The sequence below is a fragment of the Mesorhizobium sp. M0991 genome (assembly GCF_040318915.1).
Classification (GTDB): domain Bacteria; phylum Pseudomonadota; class Alphaproteobacteria; order Rhizobiales; family Rhizobiaceae; genus Mesorhizobium.
Genome location: NZ_JAMYNE010000011.1, coordinates 80,264 through 99,117 on the forward strand (window position 1 = coordinate 80,264; position 18,854 = coordinate 99,117).

Genomic DNA, 18,854 nt, shown 5'->3' on the forward strand with positions numbered 1-18,854 from the left:
TGATGTAGAGACACACGCGAACGGCGTCCACCGCTCCCACAAACGGCAAAACGAAATGGGCGGCTGAAGCCGCCCATTTGAAAACCTGAAACGTCGAAGCCTATTTCTTCATCGCGTTCATGACCGCACCGATGATGCCGGTCAGGATGGCGCCGCCGCCGGCACCGCCAACGATGTTTGGAATGTTCAACGCGCTGCCGGCTCCTGCCGCCGTGGCGGCTGCTGCCGGATCGACCGCGCCACCCAGCAGACTGTTGAGAATGAGCCCACCGCCGACGCCGCCAACAGCGCCGCCCAGGATTTTGGTAAGCTGCCCCATCGCCGCAGTCTTGATAGCCGCACCCACCGCCTGACCACCGATGATACCCGTAATCACCTGAATAATGATCGGAAGAAGCGTGTTCATATCCATATTTCCAGTCCCTCCATAGCTGCCAGCCTCCCGGGCCGACCCCATCATGAGACGCCGAATTGTGTGAAAGTCAAATGCAGAAGCGCTTAAATAAAAGGGGCGGCCCGAAAACCGCCCTTACTAGTTAAAAAAGCTGTGACTTTCGTTATTCTGCAGCGATTGCGTGCTTGGGCTGAACGGCCGCAGAATAGTCATTCATCAGCGTCTTGGCGATTTCGCCAACCTCGAATCGGTAGGGACCGATCTCCGAAACCGGCGTCACCTCGGCTGCCGTCCCGGTGAGGAAGCACTGCTGGAAACCATCAAGCTCTTCCGGCATGATGGCGCGCTCGATCACCTCAAAACCGCGGTCCTTAGCAAGGCCGATGACCGTGCGGCGGGTGATGCCGTCGAGGAAGCAATCGGGCTTGGGCGTATGGATCTTGCCGTCCTTGACGAAGAAGATGTTGGCGCCTGTCGCTTCCGCCACCTGGCCACGCCAGTCGAGCATCATGGCGTCGGCATAGCCCTTGGCCTCGGCGGCATGCTTGGACATGGTGCAGATCATGTAGAGGCCGGCCGCCTTCGATTTCGACGGTGCGGTGCGCGGGTCGGGGCGGCGCCATTCGGCCATGTCGAGGCGGATGCCCTTGAGCTTCTGCGCCGGGTCGAAATAGCTTGGCCACTGCCAGATGGCGATGGCGCAGTTGATCCGGCTGTTCTGTGCGGAAACGCCCATCTGTTCGCTGCCGCGCCACGCGATCGGCCGGACATAGGCGTCCTGGAAACCTTGCTTCTTCAACAGAGTGCGGCAGGCGTCGTCGATCTCGGCGACCGAGTAGGGTATCTTGAAGCCAAGCAGGCGCGCCGATTCATGCAGGCGTTCGGTGTGGTCGGTCAGCTTGAAAATTTCGCCGCCATAGGCGCGCTCACCCTCGAATACCGCGCTGGCGTAATGCAGCCCGTGGGTCAAGACGTGGATCTTGGCGTCGGCCCATTTGACGAATTCGCCGTTCATCCAGATAAAGCCGTCCAGTTGGTCGAAGGGAACGGATGCCATGGTAACCTCCCGCGGGCGGCAGCCCGCACATCATTGTGTCATTGCGTGTTTCGTTTCGGCCGCTGCAGGCGGCCATTGTCTTAAAGCGTAGGCGGATATTTAAGGTCTGGCAAACTCAGGAAGTTCCGGAAAAAACGGCTTCGCTTGCCTTTTCGTTCGCAATCCGCCGAAAAGCTTGCCAAAAATTACCATCGCGCGGAAAATACGTCAATAGTGCTGACATAATTTCCTGCTTCACACGGAGAAAAGATGACGAGCCACGCAGCCGCAGAGCCGATCAGGACGGCGATCACCGACGAGGACGGCATCGATTTCGCCATCATCGAGTTGTTCTTCTTCGCCTATCGCGACTTTACCTCCGATCCGGACCAGATCCTGGCCGATTACGGTTTTGGCCGCGCCCATCATCGGGTGTTGCATTTCGTCAATCGCCGGCCCGGGCTGACGGTCGCCGAACTCCTCGACGTGCTCAAGATTACCAAGCAGAGCCTGGCGCGCGTGCTCAAACAACTGATCGACACCGACCATATCGTGCAATTGCAGGGCCCTCGCGACCGCCGCCAGCGCGAGCTTTATCCTACGGCCAAGGGCCGTGCGCTGGCGCTGGCACTGGCGCGGCCACAGTCGCGCCGCATCCATGCTGCATTGGAAGATTCCGGAGCCACCGAACGCGCCGTCATCGAACGGTTCCTTGAAGCGATGGTCAATCCGGAACTAAGGGCGCAGATCGACATTGTGCCCGCAAAGATGTCAGGGAAAAGCCATGGAGACCATTGAGAGGGTTGATCATCCGACAGCACCGGAAGACGACGCGCCGCATCTGCTGGTGGTCGACGACGACACCCGAATCCGCAATCTTCTGAAACAATATCTGACCGAAAACGGCTTTCGCGTTACCGTCGCCGGAAATTCCGGCGAGGCCCGGCGCAAGCTCGCCGGCCTCGATTTCGATCTGATCGTGCTCGACGTCATGATGCCGGGTGAAAGCGGCGTCGATCTCACCAAGGCGCTGCGGGCGGAGAAAAACGTGCCGATCCTGATGCTCACCGCACTGTCCGAAACCGACAGCCGGATCACCGGGCTCGAGGCCGGCGCCGACGACTATCTGCCAAAACCGTTCGACCCGCGCGAGCTGATCCTGCGCATCAACAATATCCTGCGCCGCGGCGGCCCCGCGACGACGCCCAAGGTCGAACAGCTGGTCTTCGGCCCCTATACGTTCCAGATCGCCAGGCGTGAGCTGAAGCGCGGCGGCGAGGCTCTCAAGCTGACGGACCGCGAGCAGGAAATCCTGGCGATCTTCGCTGCGCGCGCCGGCGAGACGATACCGCGGCATGAGCTTGTCGGCGACGAGTCCGAGGTCGGCGAGCGCACGATCGATGTCCAGATCAACCGGCTGCGCCGCAAGATCGAACGCGATCCGTCCAATCCGGTCTGGCTGCAGACTGTGCGCGGTATTGGGTATCGGCTCAGCGTGGAATAGAATGCCGCCGACAGCGGTCCTTTGCCGGGCCGCCGGTGAGCGAAAAGACGAATGGCGACCACGCAACTCGAACGGCCGGAAGATGGCGGCTTGAGCGCCCGCGCGACGCGGGCGCTCAAGGCCGTGCCGCGCGCTTGGAACCGTTTCTGGCGCCTGGTGTCGCTTTACATGCCGAAGCGGCTCTATGCCCGCTCGCTGATCATCGTCATCGCGCCGATGATCATGCTGCAGTCGGTCGTCGCCTTTGTCTTCATGGAGCGCCACTGGCAGACCGTAACGCAGCGCCTGTCGCAGGCCACGGTGCGCGACATCGCCGCCATCATCGACCTGATAGAGACCTATCCGCACGACGCCGATTACGCCAACGTCATCCGTATCGCCCAGGATCGCATGCAACTGAAGGTCGACCTCCTACCGCCCGACCCGCTGCCGCCACCCGGGCCAAAGCCGTTCTTCTCGATCCTCGACGAGATCCTTTCGTCCGAGATCACTCGCCAGATCAACCGTCCGTTCTGGATCGATACGGTCGGCAATTCCAATATCGTCGAGGTCCGCGTCCAACTTGAGAACAAGGTGCTGCGGGTCTTCGTGCGCCGCAGCCAGGCCTATGCGTCGAACACCCATATTTTCCTGATCTGGATGGTCGGCACCTCACTGGTGCTGCTGATGATTGCCATTCCTTTCCTGCGCAACCAGATCCGGCCGATTCTAACGCTGGCCGAGGCGGCCGAGAGCTTCGGCAAAGGCCGGCCGATGCCGCGCGATTTTCGCCCGCGCGGCGCCGAGGAAGTCCGCCGCGCCGGCTTTGCCTTCATCCAGATGCGCGAACGCATCGAACGCCAGCTCGAGCAGCGCACGGCCATGCTGAGCGGCGTCAGCCACGATCTGAGGACCATCCTCACCCGCTTCAAGCTGCAATTGGCACTGGCCGGGACCAAGGCGGCCGACACCCAGGCACTCGACCAGGACATCGACGACATGCAGTCGATGCTGGAAGGCTATCTTGCCTTTGCACGCGGCGAAGCGTCGGAAGACGCCGGCCAGTTCGATCTCGAAGCCTTCTTCGACAAGCTTCGCGAGGAAGCCACGCTGCGCAAGCGCAAGCTATCGACCGTGCTTGTCGGCGATCCGCACGTCCATGTGCGCCCCAATGCCTTTGCCCGGCTGCTGTCCAACGTCGTCGGCAATGCATTCCGCTATGCCAAGACGGTGGAGATCAATGCCAATCATGGACGCGGTTCGCTGCTCGTCACCATCGACGATGACGGTCCGGGCATTCCGCCCGAAAAGCGGGAGGATGTATTCAAGCCTTTCGTGCGGTTGGACGAGGCCCGCAACCTCGACGCCAGCGGCACCGGCCTTGGCCTCTCCATCGCACGCGACATTGCCCGCAGCCATGGCGGCGACATCGTCCTCGAGCGCAGCCCGCTCGGCGGCCTGAGGGCGGTGATCAAGGTTCCGGCTTGACGGCAGCGAGACCCGGCCGTTCATCGGCCCGTCATGAAACCATGGTGAAGAGCACCAATGAAGCGCGCGATCCTGATTGATTCGGCCCTGCGGCCTCATTTCGACCCCGCGCCTGTCCGGGTGCGCCGGTGCGAGGCCAGAGCTGCGGCGTGGTCGCCGTTCAGGCATCGCGGCGAGGCAATCAAGCTCTCCGCCAAGGGACCGCCATGCGCATCCTGATGGTCACCGACGCCTGGCGCCCGCAAGTCAACGGCGTCGTCCACACGCTGGAGCGCCTCTCGGAGACGCTGAAATCCTTCGATGTCGAGACGGACTTCCTGACGCCGAACATCTTTCGCACCCTGCCGCTGCCGACCTATCCGGACATCAGGCTGGCGCTGACGACTCCTCACCGCGTGGCGCAGCTGATCGAGGCACGCAAGGTGGACCACATCCATATCGTCACCGAAGGACCGCTCGGCATTATGGCCCGGCGCTACTGCCGTAACGCCGGCCGCCCCTTCACGACCAGCTATCACACACGTTTTCCGGAATATCTGAGCGCGCGCCTGCCGGTGCCTGAAGCATGGGCCTATCGCTGGCTGCGCGATTTCCACAATTCAGGACAGGGCACGCTGGTCGCCACCCAGTCGCTCGCCGACGATCTTGCGGCGCGCGGCTTCACCAAGCTCCGGCCATGGACGCGCGGCGTCGACACAGATCATTTTCGACCGGATAAAAGAAAGGACCTGGGATTTCCCGGACCGATCTTCCTCTGCGTCGGCCGCGTCGCGATCGAAAAGAACCTGCCGGCCTTTCTCGACCTCGACCTGCCCGGCAGCAAGGTGGTCGTAGGCGAAGGGCCGGAATTGGCGAAGCTGAAGGCCAGATATCCCGATGCCCATTTCCTCGGCCATCGCCCGAACGACGAACTGGCCGAGATCTACGCCTCGGCCGATGCTTTCGTCTTCCCCAGCCGCACCGACACATTCGGCAACGTCATCATCGAGGCGCTGGCCAGCGGCACGCCGGTCGCAGCCTATCCCGTCACCGGACCGATCGATATTGTGGGTGACGGCATCGGCGGCGCGGTATCAGACGACCTGCGGCAAGCAGCGCTCGCCGCCCTTCACGTCGACCGCGCCGCGGCGCGGCAACGTGCTATGCGCTACAGCTGGAAGGCCTGCGCGGAAATGTTCATGGAAACGGTCGAAGAGGCGCTGGGTACCACGCGTAAACTGGCTGCCTGAGCAACAGCGCAGTTAGAACAGCTTGCCGCCGTCCGGCACCTTGCGCTCGATCGCACCAAGGACGACGGCACCCTCGTCATCGGGAAAGCCGAGCGTCAGCACTTCCGACATGAATGATCCGATCTGACGCGGCGAGAAATTGACCACAGCGAACACCTGCCGGCCGATCAGGGTTTCGGGCGTATAGTATTTCGTGATCTGGGCCGAGGATTTCTTCACCCCGATCACGGGACCGAAATCGATTTTCAACTTGATCGCCGGCTTGCGCGCCTCGGGAAAAGGCTCGGCCTCGACGATCGTGCCGGCGCGGATGTCGACGCGGTCGAAATCGGCAAAGCTGATCTCGGGTTTTCGCGCGTTGCTCAAACTCATCGACTGTCACGCGTTTCCGTAGGTTTCGAACAGCACGCCGGCCAACGCATCCTTGGCCGAAGTCCCCGACCAGACGACGAACTGGAACGCCTGGAAATAGCATTCGCAGGCCTCCAGCGCCGACGACAGCAGCACCTCGACCTGCTGGCTCGACGGCTCGACCCCACCGGCCAGCAGCAGCGACTGGCGGAACATGATGGCGCCTTCCTGCTCCCAGAGATCGAAATGGCCAAACAGCATCTGTTCGTTGATCAGCGAAAGCAGCCGCATCACCTCGAGCGCGCGCGCCTCAGGCACCTTGATGTCGAAAGCGCAAGCCAGGTGCAGCGCCTCGTAGTCCTCCATCCAGGAGAATGAAACGTGGTAGTCGGTCCAGCTTCCGGCAACCGAGATCGAGATCTCGTCGTCGCCGGCCCGCTCGAAGGACCAATCGTTGTTGTGCGCCACCTGCTCGATAACATCCACCGGATGGATTTCGCGGGAGAATTCGAGTTCGAGAAGTTCCATGAAATGCTTCCTGTCGTTCTGGGAGCGCCACCACACGCTCCGCGGGAGAGGCACACTCGAACAATTCTGCCTAGAACTCGGACGGCCAGGACTTCGTCAACGCAAAGACCCCGGACCGGACCCCACCGCCCGGCGCATGACCCTGCTCCGAATCATGCAACAAATTCAGTCTATTGATCGGGAGTCGCGTGACCAGCCCAATTTTTCGCACTGCGTCATTCGCATGTGGAAAGGCGCTGTCACAAAGATCCACGCAGTACCGGTAAGCGATTCACGACAAAGCGCTTTTTGCGATCCGGCTTTGTGGAAAAGTTTACGATTTATTTCTTATTATTTTTTTGCACGCGGCTTTGCCGCCGCCGCAGGCGCTACTTGACCGGTCAATTCGGCAAGCCTGGCCTCGAGCGCCTCGATGCGAGCGGCGAGGCGGGTGTTTTCTTCCCTGGCCTTCGCCGCCATGTCGCGAGCGGCCTCGAATTCCTCGCGCTGCACCACGTCCATGGAGTTGAGTATGCGCTCGGCCTGGCCCCTGAAGGCAGTCTCCACCTCGCGCCGCACGCCTTGCGCGGCACCGGCTGCGTCGGTCATCAGCTTGGCGAATTCATCGAGAATGCGGTTCGGTCCGGTCGCCATGGCAAATCCTCGCTTGGTCGAATTGACGTAGTGGCGCACGATGCGGAATGCAAGCACACGCTTGCCTTGACCCTGCCAAAACCCTGCCGCATGGTCCGCGCCCGAACCTGATCGGAACCGGGAGACCCTGTTGAGCGAATATTTGCTGCCGCTGGCTGCCCTGCCCTTCCCCAACATCGATCCGGTCATCGTCCGGATCGGACCGCTGGCGGTGCATTGGTACGGCGTCGGCTACATCGTCGGCATTCTGTTCGCCTGGTGGTATGCCAAGCGCCTCGTCACCAACCCAAAACTGTGGCCAGACGGCACCCTGCCGATGAAGCCCGTCGACCTCGACGACTTCATCGTCTGGGCAGCCATCGGTGTGGTGCTCGGCGGACGCACCGGCTACGTGCTGTTCTACGATCTGCCGCGCTACATTGCCAATCCGCTCGATATCGTCGCCGTCTGGCAGGGCGGGATGTCGTTTCATGGCGGCCTGCTCGGCGTCATTCTTGCAATGACGTTGTTTTCCCGGTCTCGCGGCATCCGCACATGGTCGCTGTTCGACGTGGTTGCCGCCGGCGTGCCGGTGGGGCTTGGCCTCGTTCGCCTGGCAAACTTCATCAATTCCGAACTGTGGGGCCGGCCGACCGACGTTCCATGGGCATTCGAATTCCCCAATGGCGGCCCATTTGCACGCCATCCAAGCCAGATCTACGAAGCGCTGCTCGAAGGGCTGGTGTTGTTCCTTATCCTGCGCTTCCTCACCCATTCGCGGCTCAAGCTGAAGACGCCGCGTTTCGTCGGCGGCGCCTTCATCGCCGGCTATGGCGCCTCGCGCATCTTCGTCGAATTCTTTCGCGAGCCCGACCAGCAGCTTGGCTACCTCCTTGGCACGAGCTGGCTGACCATGGGAATGGTGCTGTCGCTGCCGATGGTGCTGGCCGGCATCTGGGCGATGGCTACAGCCAAGCCGGTGACAAAACCGCAGCCGGCATGACGCGGCTGAAAACCCGCATCGCCGAGCTGATCGGTGCGGTGGGACCGATCCCCATCAGCGAATATATGGCGCTCTGCCTGTTCGATCCGCAGGACGGCTATTATACGACACGCGAGCCGTTCGGCGCCGCCGGGGACTTCGTCACCGCACCGGAGATCAGCCAGATGTTTGGCGAGCTGGTCGCCGTTTGGGTCTACCAGGCGTGGCTGGCGATCGGCCGGCCGACGCCGGTCGCCATCGCCGAAATAGGCCCCGGCCGCGGCACGCTGATGAGAGATATGCTGCGCACGCTTTCGCGGCTCGATCCGACGCTTACCGCCAGTGCATCGTTCGCTTTGATCGAGACCAGTCCGCGGTTGACCGAGGTCCAGAAACGGACACTTGCCGGGACGTCGGCCACCATCGCCTGGCATGAGGCCGTTGACACACTAGCGCAGGGGCCGCTTCTGATTGTTGGCAACGAGCTGTTTGACGCGGTGCCTATCCGCCAGTTCGTCCGCGCTGGAGCCGGCTGGCGCGAACGGATGATCGGTCTCGACGATACGAACCGGCTGCGCTTTTTCGTCGGCGCCGGCTCGCTCGACCCGATGCTGCTGCCGGAGGGTGCCGAGAATGCGCCGCAAGGTGCCATCGTCGAGGTGGCGCCAGCCCGCGCTGCCCTGATGGCGGCCATCGCCGGGCGACTTGCCGGATTTGGCGGCGCCGGCCTGTTTCTCGACTACGGTCACTTCCAGCCCGGGATCGGCGACACCTTGCAGGCCTTGCGCAAGCACGGTCATGAGGACGTGCTGGCCAATCCGGGGCAGGCCGATCTCACCGCCCATGTCGATTTCGCTGCCCTCGCGGCAACCGTTCGGGCACACGGCCTCGATGCCCACCTCTCAACGCAAGGTGAATTCCTGCTCAAGGTGGGGCTTCTCGAACGGGCTGGCCGGCTCGGCGCCAATGCCGATGAGGCAGCTCGCGAAAAGATCGCGGCCGACGTCGAGCGCCTCGCCGGCCCGCTGGCCATGGGCGAACTCTTTAAGGTGCTTGCGGTCCTCCCCGCCGGCATTGCCGTTCCGCCGTTTCCAAGCACGGATTGACTTTTCGCTGCCGCCTCTCCCACTCTCCCATCTCCGGCTAGCGCCCGACATCAACTGCGCCAGCCTTAACTGACCAGCTTTCAAGTGCGCCCGTCTTCAACTCGCCGGTCTTCAACTCACCCGTTTTCAACTCGCCCGTCTTCAACTCGCTTGACGAAATCGCCCATACGGACAACAAAGCCGCCATGCTGAATCAGACCAAACCGGATCCCGTTCGGTCGCCCTTGCTGGAAACGGCGCAAGGCATCCGCCACGGCTACTTCACACGCGTCGGCGGCATTTCCAGCGGCATCTACCGGGGCCTCAACATCGGCACCGGCTCGAACGACGACCAGACGCTGGTGCGCGAGAATCGCCGCCGGGTCGCCGAATGGATGGGCGTGCCTGCAAACCATCTGCTGAGCGCTCACCAGGTTCATTCGCCGGACGTTGTCATTGCCAGGGAGGTTTTTGCCGGCGAGCGGCCCAAGGCCGACGCCATTGTCACCGACCGGCCGGGCATTGCCGTCGGTGCCTCGACCGCCGATTGCGGACCGGTCCTCTTCGCCGACGCCGAGGCGCGCATTATCGGCGCCGCCCATGCCGGCTGGAAAGGCGCTTTCACCGGCGTGCTGGAAAACACCATCGCGGCAATGGAAAGCCTCGGCGCCCGGCGCGACCGCATCGTCGCAGTGCTCGGTCCGTCGATCGGCCCACGGAATTACGAAGTCGGACCGGAATTCGTCGCCCGCTTCGTCGACGCCGATGCCGGCAATGCTCGCTATTTCGCGCCCTCCGCAAATGCCGGACACGCGATGTTCGACCTCAACCGCTACACGGTCGACCGGCTGACCAAGGCTGGCGTCAACGCCGAAGGACTCGATCGCTGCACCTATGCCGAGGAAGAGCTTTTCTACTCCTATCGGCGCAGCACGCATCGCAACGAGCCCGACTACGGGCGGCAGGTTTCGGCAATCGTTTTGGAGGCTGACTGATGGCGCTGCATTTCGAACGCTCGGAATTCGACGCGCGGCGCGATCGACTGATGATCGAGATCGCCGAAAAGAAGCTCGACGCCGTCCTGCTGTTTGCCCAGGAAAGCATGTATTGGCTGACCGGCTACGACACCTTCGGCTTCTGCTTTTTCCAGTGCCTGGTGGTCAAGGCCGACGGCTCGATGGTGCTGCTGACGCGTTCGGCCGACTTGCGCCAGGCGCGCCACACCTCGATCATCGACAACATCGTTTTGTGGACGGACCGCAACGGCGCCAACCCGGCGGTCGACCTGCGCAATCTGCTCAACGAGCTTGACCTGCTCGGCGCCCGCATCGGCGTCGAATACGACACCCACGGCCTGACGGCCTATAATGGCCGGCGCCTCGACGAGCAGTTGCAGACCTTCGGGCAGATCGCGGATGCCTCCGGCATTGTCAGCCGGCTGCGGCTGTTCAAGAGCCCGGCCGAAATCGCCAAGGCGGAAAAAGCCGCCAATCTGGCCGACGACGCGCTGGACGCAGCACTGCCGCTGATCAAGCAGGGCGGCGATGAGGCGCTGATCCTGGCCGCCATGCAAGGTGCGATCTTTGCCGGCGGCGGCGATTATCCGGCCAACGAGTTCATCATCGGCTCCGGCGTCGACGCCCTGCTTTGCCGCTACAAGGCCGGTCGCCGCAAGCTCACCAAGAACGACCAGCTGACGCTCGAATGGGCCGGTGTCTTCCACCACTACCATGCGGCAATGATGCGCACGGTGTTGACCGGCAAGGTATCGAAACGCCACCAGGAATTGTTCGATGCCGCCCGCGCCGCGCTACTTGCAGTCGAGAAGGCGATGACACCCGGTAACACGTTCGGCGACGTGTTCGACGCCCATGCCCGCACGCTCGAGGCCCACAATTTAACCAAGCACCGGCTCAATGCCTGCGGCTATTCGCTCGGCGCCCGCTTCACCCCGTCCTGGATGGATATGCCGATGTTCTATCAGGGCAATCCCGAACCGATCGCGCCGAACATGACGCTGTTCGCCCATATGATCATCATGGACTCCGAAACCGAAACCGCGATGACGCTTGGCCGCACCTATCTGACCACCGAATCCCAGCCGAAGCCGCTGTCCCGCCATGATCTCGACTTGATCGTGCAGTGAATCCATAATGGAAAGAGTGTGAGGGGCGTTCGTCGCCAAGGAGTTTTCAGGCTAATGAGACGATCGCATGTGACGACCGTGTCATTGCTCGTGGGGCTGGCACTGGTGGCCTGCACCAATGCGAAGGACGTTCTCGAACCCTCGGCCATTGCCCCGCAATCGACGCAATCGCTCTCCGGAGCCGGAGCTGCCGCAACACCCCCCTCAACTCCGGCTCAGCCTGCCGGCACCGCGCAAACTGCAGGTACAGCGCAGCCTTCCGCTGCAGCAGCCGTGCCGCCCGCCAAAAGCGCGGCTGCCATTGCGCGGACCCGGCTGCAGGTGGCGCCGATCGTCGGCGCCTCGGTAGAAGCCGCGACACCGCTGACCGCCGAGCTTCAGACACGCGCCAGGCAGCGCGGCATCACCTTGGCCGGCAGCACCGACCAGACCCCAACGCATGTGCTCAAGGGCTATTTCTCGACCATGACGGAAGGCAAGGACACCACCGTCATCTACGTCTGGGACATCTATGACCCGGCCGGCAACCGGCTGCATCGCATCAATGGCCAGCAGAAGGCGCCGTCCGTCGGTGGCGGTGAAGGCTGGGCGGCGGTTGCGCCGGCGACCATGCAGGCCATTGCCGACCAGACAATCGACCAGTTCGCCACCTGGCTTGGCGGTGGCGCCGGCTGACCTGGAGCATGATTCCAAAAGTGGAATCCGGTTTTCGGAAAAGACCATGCTCAAACACAAAGATAGCGCCAGCCCGATTCCGCCGGCATGGAACTGGCTCTATCGCCGCATGCTCAAGCCGTAAGCGTTTATTGAGATTAGCCGGCGGATTCCCATTCACGACGCTTGCAATACCGGCGCGGGCCGCTAAAAGCCCGACTAAGAGGCTGGAGTGTCTATCGGAGTCTCTCAATCCTTCGCCAGGAACGGTGCATGAAGCTCTTCGCGGGCAATTCCAACAGGGTGCTGGCCGAATCAGTCGCCCGCTACCTCAACATTCCGCTGGGCAAGGCCAGCGTCAGGCGCTTCGCTGACCAGGAAATCTTCGTCGAGATCCAGGAGAATGTGCGCGGCGAGGACGTCTTCATCCTGCAGTCCACCTCGTTCCCGACCAACGATCATCTGATGGAACTGCTCATCATGATTGATGCCTTCATGCGCTCCTCGGCCAAGCGCATCACTGCGGTTATTCCTTATTTCGGCTATGCCAGGCAGGATCGCCGTGCCTCTGGCCGCACGCCGATCTCGGCCAAGCTGGTCGCCAACATGATCACGAGGGCGGGCGTCGACCGGGTGCTGACCCTGGATCTCCATGCCGGCCAGATTCAAGGCTTCTTCGACATCCCGACCGACAATCTGTTTTCCGTGCCGGTCATGGCCCGCGACGTGAAGGCGAAATACAAGCAGCTTGCCAATGTCATGGTTGTGTCGCCGGATGTCGGCGGCGTGGTCCGCGCCCGCGCGCTCGCCAAGCGCATCGACGCCCAGCTTGCCATCGTCGACAAGCGCCGCGAGCGCCCCGGCGAATCGGAAGTCATGAACGTCATCGGTGACGTGCGCGGCAAGGATTGCCTGTTGATCGACGACATCATCGATTCGGGCGGCACGCTGTGCAATGCGGCCGATGCGCTGCTTGCCGACGGCGCCACCAGTGTCACCGCCTATACTACCCATGGCGTTTTGTCCGGCGGCGCCATCGCCCGCATCGGCGCCTCGAAACTGCAGGAACTGGTCATTACCGATTCCATCCAGCCGACCCAGGCAGTGCTCGACGCCGCCAATATCCGGGTCATCTCCATCGCCGAACTGATGGGTGAGGCGATCTCGCGCACGGCGACCGAGGAATCGGTGTCGAGCCTGTTCGATTAATGCGTATCGCGCAAAAGTGTGCAGCGGTTTTGCGATAACGAACATGCATAAAAACAAGAACCCAAAGCGCGTCGCATGAGGCCGGTCGAACGCGACGCGCTTTAGGACTGCGACTCAGGCCGAGCCGGACCGCTTATTCGCCGCACACCTTCGCCAGCATCACGGGCGCCGCGCATATAACCGCGTGGCGAGGCTCCCAGCATGCGCTTGAACATGGTGATGAAGGCCGGCACACTGTCATAGCCGAGATCGAGCGCCACCCTTGTGATCGGTTCGCCGTCGGCCAGCCGCGGCAGCGCCGCGAACAGGCAGGCCTGCTGGCGCCAGGTCGACAGCGACAATCCGGTCTGGCGATGAAAGGCGCGGGTGAAAGAGCGGCGGCTCATGCCGACGATAGCGGCCCATTCATCGATCGTCGCATGCGGTGACGGTGCCGAGACGAAGCGCCGGCACAGCGCTGCCAGCCTTGCGTCGGACGGGAACGGCAGTCCGAGTGGCCGTTCCGGCAGGTTCGGGATTTCGTGCAGCAGGAGCTTCATGATCAGCCCACCCCGCCCCTCCAACTCGGCGCCCTGCGGCAGCTTTTCCGATTCCACGATCAGGCTGTGCATCAGGTCGGTGATGCCGACAACGCGCAACCTGTCCGGCAGGCCGGGAATGGCCTCCGGCATCACATAGACGGAGCGCATGCTGACGTCGCCCAGCATCTCGACGGAATGTTCGGTGCCGGCGGGGATCCACATCGCGTGGTCCGGAGGCACCATCCAGCGCCCATGCCGCGTCGTTACCAGCACGACCCCGACCAGCGCGTGCAGCAACTGGCTGCGGCTGTGATGGTGCCGTGGCACATGATACCCGTCCGGATATTCGGTCGGCAGCGCCACTGCCGGCCCGACGGCCTGCTCCAGCCATTGCCAGCGACGCTCATGCAACAGCCCGAGATCGGTGTCGCCCGCTCTGAACATTTCCCTGCCATGCGGCATCAGCTATGGCCCACTTGCGAAACTATTGGACCAAACCACGAAAGAAGTCGCGTGACAAGCAACGTATAAGGCAGCCGGCCTATAAGACCGACTGCGGGAGCGCCCGCCAAAAAGACCACGGAGCCTGCCTTGACCGATACCACAGCAACCGCCGACGCCAAGCCGGCAGCGGCCAGCCACATTTCAGCTCAGGCGACGGCCTTCACCGTTATCCTGGCGGTGAGCTTCTGCCATTGCATCAACGACATCATGCAGTCGCTGCTGTCGGCGATCTATCCGCTGCTGAAGGACAATTACGGTCTCGATTTCTGGCAGATCGGCCTTTTGACTTTCACCTTCCAGGTGACCGCATCCTTGCTGCAGCCGGTGATCGGCATGATCACCGACAAGCGGCCGATGCCCTATTCGCTGCCTTACGGCATGGCGTCTTCGTTGATCGGGCTGGTCGTGCTGGCCTATGCCGGACATTACACGCTGCTCCTCATCGGTGCCTCGCTGATCGGCATCGGCTCGGCGATCTTCCATCCGGAATCCTCGCGCATCGCCCGCTTCGCCTCCGGCGGCCGGTTCGGTCTTGCACAGTCGCTGTTCCAGGTCGGCGGCAATTTCGGCCAGGCGATGGGGCCGCTGCTGGCAGCCTTCATCGTCGTGCCCTTCGGCCAGACCAGCATCGCGTGGTTTGCCGGCGGCTCGTTGATCGGCATCATCGTGCTGTGGCAGGTCGGCGGCTGGTACAGCCGGCTGCGCGCCGCAATCGGCAACCGCAAGGCGGCAAGCTTCGTTTCGCCCTTCCCACGCCGCAGGGTGATGAGTGCACTGCTGGTGCTGACGCTGCTGGTACTGACCAAGAACGCCTATATTTCCAGCCTTGCCAGCTACTACACCTTCTATTCCATCCACAAATTCGGCGTTTCGGTGCAGATGTCGCAGGTCATGCTGTTCCTGTTCCTCGGCGCCTCGGCTCTGGGCATCCTGCTCGGCGGCCCGTTCGGCGATCGCTACGGACAGAAGGCGATGATCTGGTTCTCGATCGTCGGCGTGCTGCCCTTCACGCTGGCCTTGCCCTACGCCAATTTCGAGTGGACGATGGTGCTGACCGTGCTGATCGGCCTGATCTTGTCCTCGGCCTTCTCGAACATCGTCGTCTTCGCCCAGGAGCTGGTGCCCGGCCGGGTCGGCATGATCGCCGGCATCTTCTTCGGCTTCGCCTTCGGCATGGGCGGCATCGCGGCCGCCGTGCTTGGCGTCGTCGCCGACATGAAAGGCATCGATTTCGTCTTCCAGGTCTGCTCGTATTTGCCGCTACTCGGGCTACTGACGGTCCTCCTGCCTAACATGAAGGAAGCGAGGAAGGTGGAGGCGGCGGCCAGCTAAAAATCAGTTCATCTTTCGGAATTGATACGAGGGCGCGGCAGTTGCCGCGCCCTCGATGATTCCTTCACCATACGCCGGGTGAAAAGCCTGTTAGAGAGGGTCACCCCTGAAGGCAAAATTTTGGTCAGCAACGCCTTCAAGTTGAACATACCGGGCTCAGCCCAGATGCTGCGCAGCGCTCCGCGCCAGGAAAGGCAATTCGCTTATGTCCAGACTAAAAGGCAAGGTCGCATTGATTACCGGCGGTACCAGCGGCATCGGCCTGGTGACGGCGCGACGTTTCATCGAGGAAGGTGCGCGCGTCGCTATCACCGGAACCAATGCGAGCCGTCTCGAGGAGGCGCGCACCATCCTCGGCAGTGATGTGCTTGTCATTGCCGCCGACGCCGGAGATGCTGCTGCCCAGAACGACATAGCGCGGCGGATCGAGGAAACCTTCGGCAAGCTCGACGCTCTCTTCCTCAATGCCGGTATCGCCGACCTGCGCCCGCTTGGCGACTGGACCGAGGCCGCGTTTGACAGGAGCATCGATGTCGACCTCAAGGGGCCGTACTTCCTGGTCAAGGCGCTCGTTCCGCTGTTTTCGAACCCGTCGTCGATCATCCTCAGCGGCTCGGTCAACGCACATATGGGAATGGCTGGAACGCACGTCTATGCGCTGGCCAAGGCCGGCATGATTTCGCTCGCCGGACGCTCTCGGGCGAACTGATAGAACGCGGTATTCGCGCCAATGTGATCAGCCCGGGTCCGATCGACACGCCGCTCAACGACAAACTTGGGCTGGACCCCGAAGCGGCGAAGGCGCGCGCGAAAGCTGTGGTCGGCCTGGTGCCCGCCCGTCGTTTCGGAACCGCCGAGGAAATTGCCAACGCAGTGGTCTTTCTTGCTTCGGACGAATGCCCGTTCATGGTCGGTGCGGAAATGCTGATCGATGGCGGCTTGAGCATCGCCTGACATCGGCACGACCTGACACAAGAACACCCGGGTGTTTTTTTGTTACGTTCTGAAAGGCCTTACGCCCTGAAGAAGGCCAGCAGGTCGGCGTTGATGACATCGGCATGGGTGGTTGCCATGCCATGGGGGAAACCCTTGTAGACCTGTGCCTGCCATGGCTTGCACCTCGCGCCGCCTTCCGCTATAGAGCCGCCACCCGCGTAGACACCCTTGGAGGCAACGCGGCGGAAGGCCGCCTTCCCGCATGATCCCGAAAAGTGGATTCCGGTTTTCGGACCAGGTCATGCGTTAGCTATGTCGGCTTTCGACGTTTACGGCCCAGGCACATTGCCGGCCGCGAACGCTCCAGAACAACGCGAAAGGAAATGCCATGAGCCACGATACTTACGAGCTCAAGGCCGAGGCGCGCGAACAGGTCGGTAAGGGGTCCGCCCGTGCAGTTCGCCGCAACGGTAAAGTGCCTGCAGTGATTTACGGCGACAAGCAGCCTCCCCTGGCGATTGCGCTGACCTACAAGGACATCTACTACAAGATCCATGGCGGCGGGTTTCTGACCACGGTCGCCACGATCGATGTCGACGGCAACAAGATCCAGGTTCTGCCCAAGGACTTCCAGCTCGACCCGGTCAAGGATTTCCCGGTCCATGTCGATTTCCTGCGCATCGGCAAGGACACCGAAGTCAATGTCGACGTGCCCGTGCACTTCATCAATGAAGACAGGTCGCCCGGCATCAAGCGCGGCGGCGTGCTCAACATCGTGCGCCACGAGGTCGAGTTCCACTGCCCGGCCAATGCGATCCCGGATTTCATCACCATCGATCTCACCGGTACCGATATCGGCGATTCGATCCACATTTCGGCCGTCACCTTGCCGGCCGGCGTCAAGCCGGTGATCTCCGACCGCGACTTCACCATCGCGACCATTGCCGGCTCCTCGGCGATGAAGCCGGAGGCTGCAGAAGAGACGACTGAAGTGGCTGCGCCCGAAGCGGCTCCTGCCGCCGAAGAGAAGTAACCCCCCTTCCCGCCCGGAGGCGACGATGCTTGTCTTTGCAGGCCTCGGCAATCCGGGCGCGAAATACGCCAACAACCGGCACAATGTCGGCTTCATGGCGGCGGACGCGATCGCCCGCCGCCATTCCTTTTCGCCTTGGTCGAAGAAATTCCAGGGCCTGATCGCCGAAGGCACGCTTGCGGGCGAAAAGGTGATCCTGATCAAGCCGCAGACCTTCATGAACCTGTCCGGCCAGGCGGTCGGCGAAGCCTTGCGCTTCTACAAGCTCGGCCCTTCGGCACTGACTGCCTTCTATGACGAGATCGACCTTGCCGCCGGCAAGGTGCGGGTCAAGGTCGGTGGCGGTTCCGGCGGCCACAACGGTATCCGCTCGCTCGACCAGCACGTCGGCAAGGATTTTCGCCGTGTGCGCATCGGCGTCGGCCACCCCGGGGTCAAGGAAATGGTGCATGGCCATGTGCTCGGCGATTTCGCCAAGGCCGACCGCGAGTGGCTGGAGGTGCTGCTCGACGCTATCGCCGACGATGCCGGATTGCTTGCCAAGGGCGACGACAATTCCTTCATGAACCGCGTGACGCTGGCGCTGCGCGACAAGCTCACGCCGACCGGCGACGACGACCGCCCGCCGCCCAAGGCGCCAAAGGCGCAAAGCCACGTCCGCCAGGCACGGCCGCAGCAGCCGGCGGCCAAGCTGCCCGAAACCGGCCCGATGGCGGCTATGCTGAAGAAGCTTTTTGGCGGCAAGGACTGAGCCATGGATCTGGATGACGTTCAGGAATTGGTCCGTCTCATCAGACAGAAGTATGTTGATTATTTCGTCGCCGCTGCCGGCGAACTTGCTCGCAACAGCCAACGGTCGCATGCAACCGAGATCAAGTTTTCGAATGTCGATTCGTTCTATCGAAATCTCATCGCGGTTGATTTCGTCGGCAATGACGGACAGCCAAATCCACAATTCATCAATAGCGAAACCTATGTGAAATTCTCTCCGGATATTCACGCCGGGATTGGTGGAATGGATGTCCTCGTCTCACCGTTCAAATGGGACGAGGTTCATTTAAAATTCCCCGTAAATGAGCTCGACGGCGATCTCTTCGACGAATGGTTTCGCGGCTGGTTCGATATCGATGGCGAGCGTGAAACATCGGAGACCGTCGGAAACATCATTCACAGTGTGCAATTGCTCGACGGGCAACTGACGATCGATTTCGGAACCGCCGAGGTCGACGCGTTCTGGCATCTCCTGCAAATACTGAGCAGGTCCGGTGTCCGCTCGTTGGCCATAGGCACCGATGGCGTCGCGCAGCGTCTGAATTGAATTGCTCCTTGAC

The 18,854-nt window shown here is 62.0% G+C and carries 20 protein-coding genes and 2 pseudogenes; 15 read left to right on the top strand and 7 right to left on the bottom strand.

Going from position 1 to position 18,854, the window contains the following annotated elements; translation table 11 throughout:
- Nucleotides 1-100: 100 nt before the first annotated feature.
- Together NKH70_RS17670 and NKH70_RS17675 are read right to left on the bottom strand one after the other, a co-directional pair.
- Entirely contained in the window at nt 101-412 is a 312-nt protein-coding gene (locus NKH70_RS17670; protein ID WP_352912524.1) for a hypothetical protein, read from the bottom strand.
- Between the two features lie 145 nt (nt 413-557).
- Nucleotides 558-1,451: a branched-chain amino acid aminotransferase gene (locus NKH70_RS17675; protein ID WP_352912525.1), complete on the bottom strand. Its 894-nt coding sequence runs from the start codon at nt 1,449-1,451 to the stop codon at nt 558-560.
- Between the two features lie 249 nt (nt 1,452-1,700).
- On the opposite strand from NKH70_RS17675, the gene NKH70_RS17680 reads away from it, so the two are divergent.
- The 4 genes from NKH70_RS17680 to NKH70_RS17695 all read left to right on the top strand — a co-directional run bounded on the left by NKH70_RS17680 (nt 1,701) and on the right by NKH70_RS17695 (nt 5,630).
- Nucleotides 1,701-2,228 carry a MarR family winged helix-turn-helix transcriptional regulator gene (locus NKH70_RS17680; protein ID WP_023719182.1) on the top strand — a complete coding sequence of 176 codons (528 nt, stop codon included), beginning with the start codon at nt 1,701-1,703 and terminating at the stop codon, nt 2,226-2,228.
- The gene (locus tag NKH70_RS17685) at nt 2,215-2,934 is read left to right on the top strand and encodes a response regulator (protein WP_023678415.1); all 720 of its coding nucleotides are present in this window, start codon (nt 2,215-2,217) and stop codon (nt 2,932-2,934) included. The genes NKH70_RS17680 and NKH70_RS17685 overlap by 14 nt, the downstream gene beginning before the upstream one ends.
- 51 nt (nt 2,935-2,985) lie before the next feature.
- Nucleotides 2,986-4,401: an ATP-binding protein gene (locus tag NKH70_RS17690; protein WP_352713132.1), complete on the top strand. Its 1,416-nt coding sequence runs from the start codon at nt 2,986-2,988 to the stop codon at nt 4,399-4,401.
- A gap of 206 nt (nt 4,402-4,607) precedes the next feature.
- On the top strand, nt 4,608-5,630 hold the full coding sequence (locus NKH70_RS17695) for a glycosyltransferase family 4 protein (protein ID WP_352713134.1): 1,023 nt from the start codon (nt 4,608-4,610) through the stop codon (nt 5,628-5,630).
- Between the two features lie 12 nt (nt 5,631-5,642).
- On the opposite strand, the gene NKH70_RS17700 is transcribed toward NKH70_RS17695, so the two are convergent.
- From NKH70_RS17700 to NKH70_RS17710, 3 genes are all read right to left on the bottom strand, one after another.
- Nucleotides 5,643-6,002, bottom strand: coding sequence for a tRNA-binding protein (locus NKH70_RS17700; RefSeq protein WP_352978807.1), 360 nt, complete (start codon nt 6,000-6,002; stop codon nt 5,643-5,645).
- Between the two features lie 6 nt (nt 6,003-6,008).
- On the bottom strand, nt 6,009-6,509 hold the full coding sequence (locus tag NKH70_RS17705; RefSeq protein ID WP_023678420.1) for a type III secretion system chaperone family protein: 501 nt from the start codon (nt 6,507-6,509) through the stop codon (nt 6,009-6,011).
- Between the two features lie 330 nt (nt 6,510-6,839).
- Entirely contained in the window at nt 6,840-7,142 is a 303-nt protein-coding gene (locus NKH70_RS17710; RefSeq protein WP_352469177.1) for an accessory factor UbiK family protein, read from the bottom strand.
- Between the two features lie 130 nt (nt 7,143-7,272).
- Here NKH70_RS17710 and lgt point away from each other — a divergent pair, with 130 nt between their 5' ends.
- From lgt to NKH70_RS17740, 6 genes are all read left to right on the top strand, one after another.
- Complete coding sequence (lgt, locus tag NKH70_RS17715) at nt 7,273-8,124, top strand: prolipoprotein diacylglyceryl transferase (RefSeq protein ID WP_352713138.1); 852 nt, start codon at nt 7,273-7,275, stop codon at nt 8,122-8,124.
- Nucleotides 8,121-9,209: a class I SAM-dependent methyltransferase gene (locus NKH70_RS17720; protein WP_352912527.1), complete on the top strand. Its 1,089-nt coding sequence runs from the start codon at nt 8,121-8,123 to the stop codon at nt 9,207-9,209. The genes lgt and NKH70_RS17720 overlap by 4 nt, the downstream gene beginning before the upstream one ends.
- Nucleotides 9,210-9,394: 185 nt before the next feature.
- Nucleotides 9,395-10,183 carry a peptidoglycan editing factor PgeF gene (gene pgeF, locus NKH70_RS17725; RefSeq protein WP_352713141.1) on the top strand — a complete coding sequence of 263 codons (789 nt, stop codon included), beginning with the start codon at nt 9,395-9,397 and terminating at the stop codon, nt 10,181-10,183.
- Nucleotides 10,183-11,334 carry a M24 family metallopeptidase gene (locus tag NKH70_RS17730; protein ID WP_023678425.1) on the top strand — a complete coding sequence of 384 codons (1,152 nt, stop codon included), beginning with the start codon at nt 10,183-10,185 and terminating at the stop codon, nt 11,332-11,334. The genes pgeF and NKH70_RS17730 overlap by 1 nt, the downstream gene beginning before the upstream one ends.
- Before the next feature lie 54 nt (nt 11,335-11,388).
- On the top strand, nt 11,389-12,009 hold the full coding sequence (locus tag NKH70_RS17735; protein WP_352713143.1) for a hypothetical protein: 621 nt from the start codon (nt 11,389-11,391) through the stop codon (nt 12,007-12,009).
- A gap of 252 nt (nt 12,010-12,261) precedes the next feature.
- Nucleotides 12,262-13,197, top strand: coding sequence for a ribose-phosphate pyrophosphokinase (locus tag NKH70_RS17740; protein ID WP_254819191.1), 936 nt, complete (start codon nt 12,262-12,264; stop codon nt 13,195-13,197).
- 101 nt (nt 13,198-13,298) lie between these two features.
- Here the strand turns inward: NKH70_RS17740 and NKH70_RS17745 are convergent, their stop codons facing one another.
- Nucleotides 13,299-14,180, bottom strand: a complete 882-nt coding sequence (locus NKH70_RS17745; RefSeq protein WP_352912528.1) for an AraC family transcriptional regulator — start codon at nt 14,178-14,180, stop codon at nt 13,299-13,301.
- 129 nt (nt 14,181-14,309) lie between these two features.
- On the opposite strand from NKH70_RS17745, the gene NKH70_RS17750 reads away from it, so the two are divergent.
- Nucleotides 14,310-15,554, top strand: coding sequence for an MFS transporter (locus NKH70_RS17750; protein ID WP_352978805.1), 1,245 nt, complete (start codon nt 14,310-14,312; stop codon nt 15,552-15,554).
- Nucleotides 15,555-15,759: 205 nt separating this feature from the next.
- Nucleotides 15,760-16,508, top strand: a pseudogene (locus tag NKH70_RS17755) (SDR family oxidoreductase).
- Nucleotides 16,509-16,567: 59 nt separating this feature from the next.
- Here the strand turns inward: NKH70_RS17755 and NKH70_RS17760 are convergent.
- Nucleotides 16,568-16,654 (bottom strand): annotated as a pseudogene (locus tag NKH70_RS17760) (alpha/beta fold hydrolase); the annotation flags it as partial.
- A 224-nt stretch (nt 16,655-16,878) separates the two neighbouring features.
- On the opposite strand from NKH70_RS17760, the gene NKH70_RS17765 reads away from it, so the two are divergent.
- Genes NKH70_RS17765 through NKH70_RS17775 form a run of 3 tightly spaced genes read left to right on the top strand, consistent with a single transcriptional unit; the run spans nt 16,879 to nt 18,841 of the window.
- On the top strand, nt 16,879-17,523 hold the full coding sequence (locus tag NKH70_RS17765; protein WP_352912530.1) for a 50S ribosomal protein L25/general stress protein Ctc: 645 nt from the start codon (nt 16,879-16,881) through the stop codon (nt 17,521-17,523).
- A 25-nt stretch (nt 17,524-17,548) separates the two neighbouring features.
- Nucleotides 17,549-18,274: an aminoacyl-tRNA hydrolase gene (pth, locus tag NKH70_RS17770; RefSeq protein WP_352912531.1), complete on the top strand. Its 726-nt coding sequence runs from the start codon at nt 17,549-17,551 to the stop codon at nt 18,272-18,274.
- A 3-nt stretch (nt 18,275-18,277) separates the two neighbouring features.
- Complete coding sequence (locus NKH70_RS17775; protein ID WP_353025766.1) at nt 18,278-18,841, top strand: hypothetical protein; 564 nt, start codon at nt 18,278-18,280, stop codon at nt 18,839-18,841.
- The last annotated feature ends 13 nt before the right edge of the window (nt 18,842-18,854 follow it).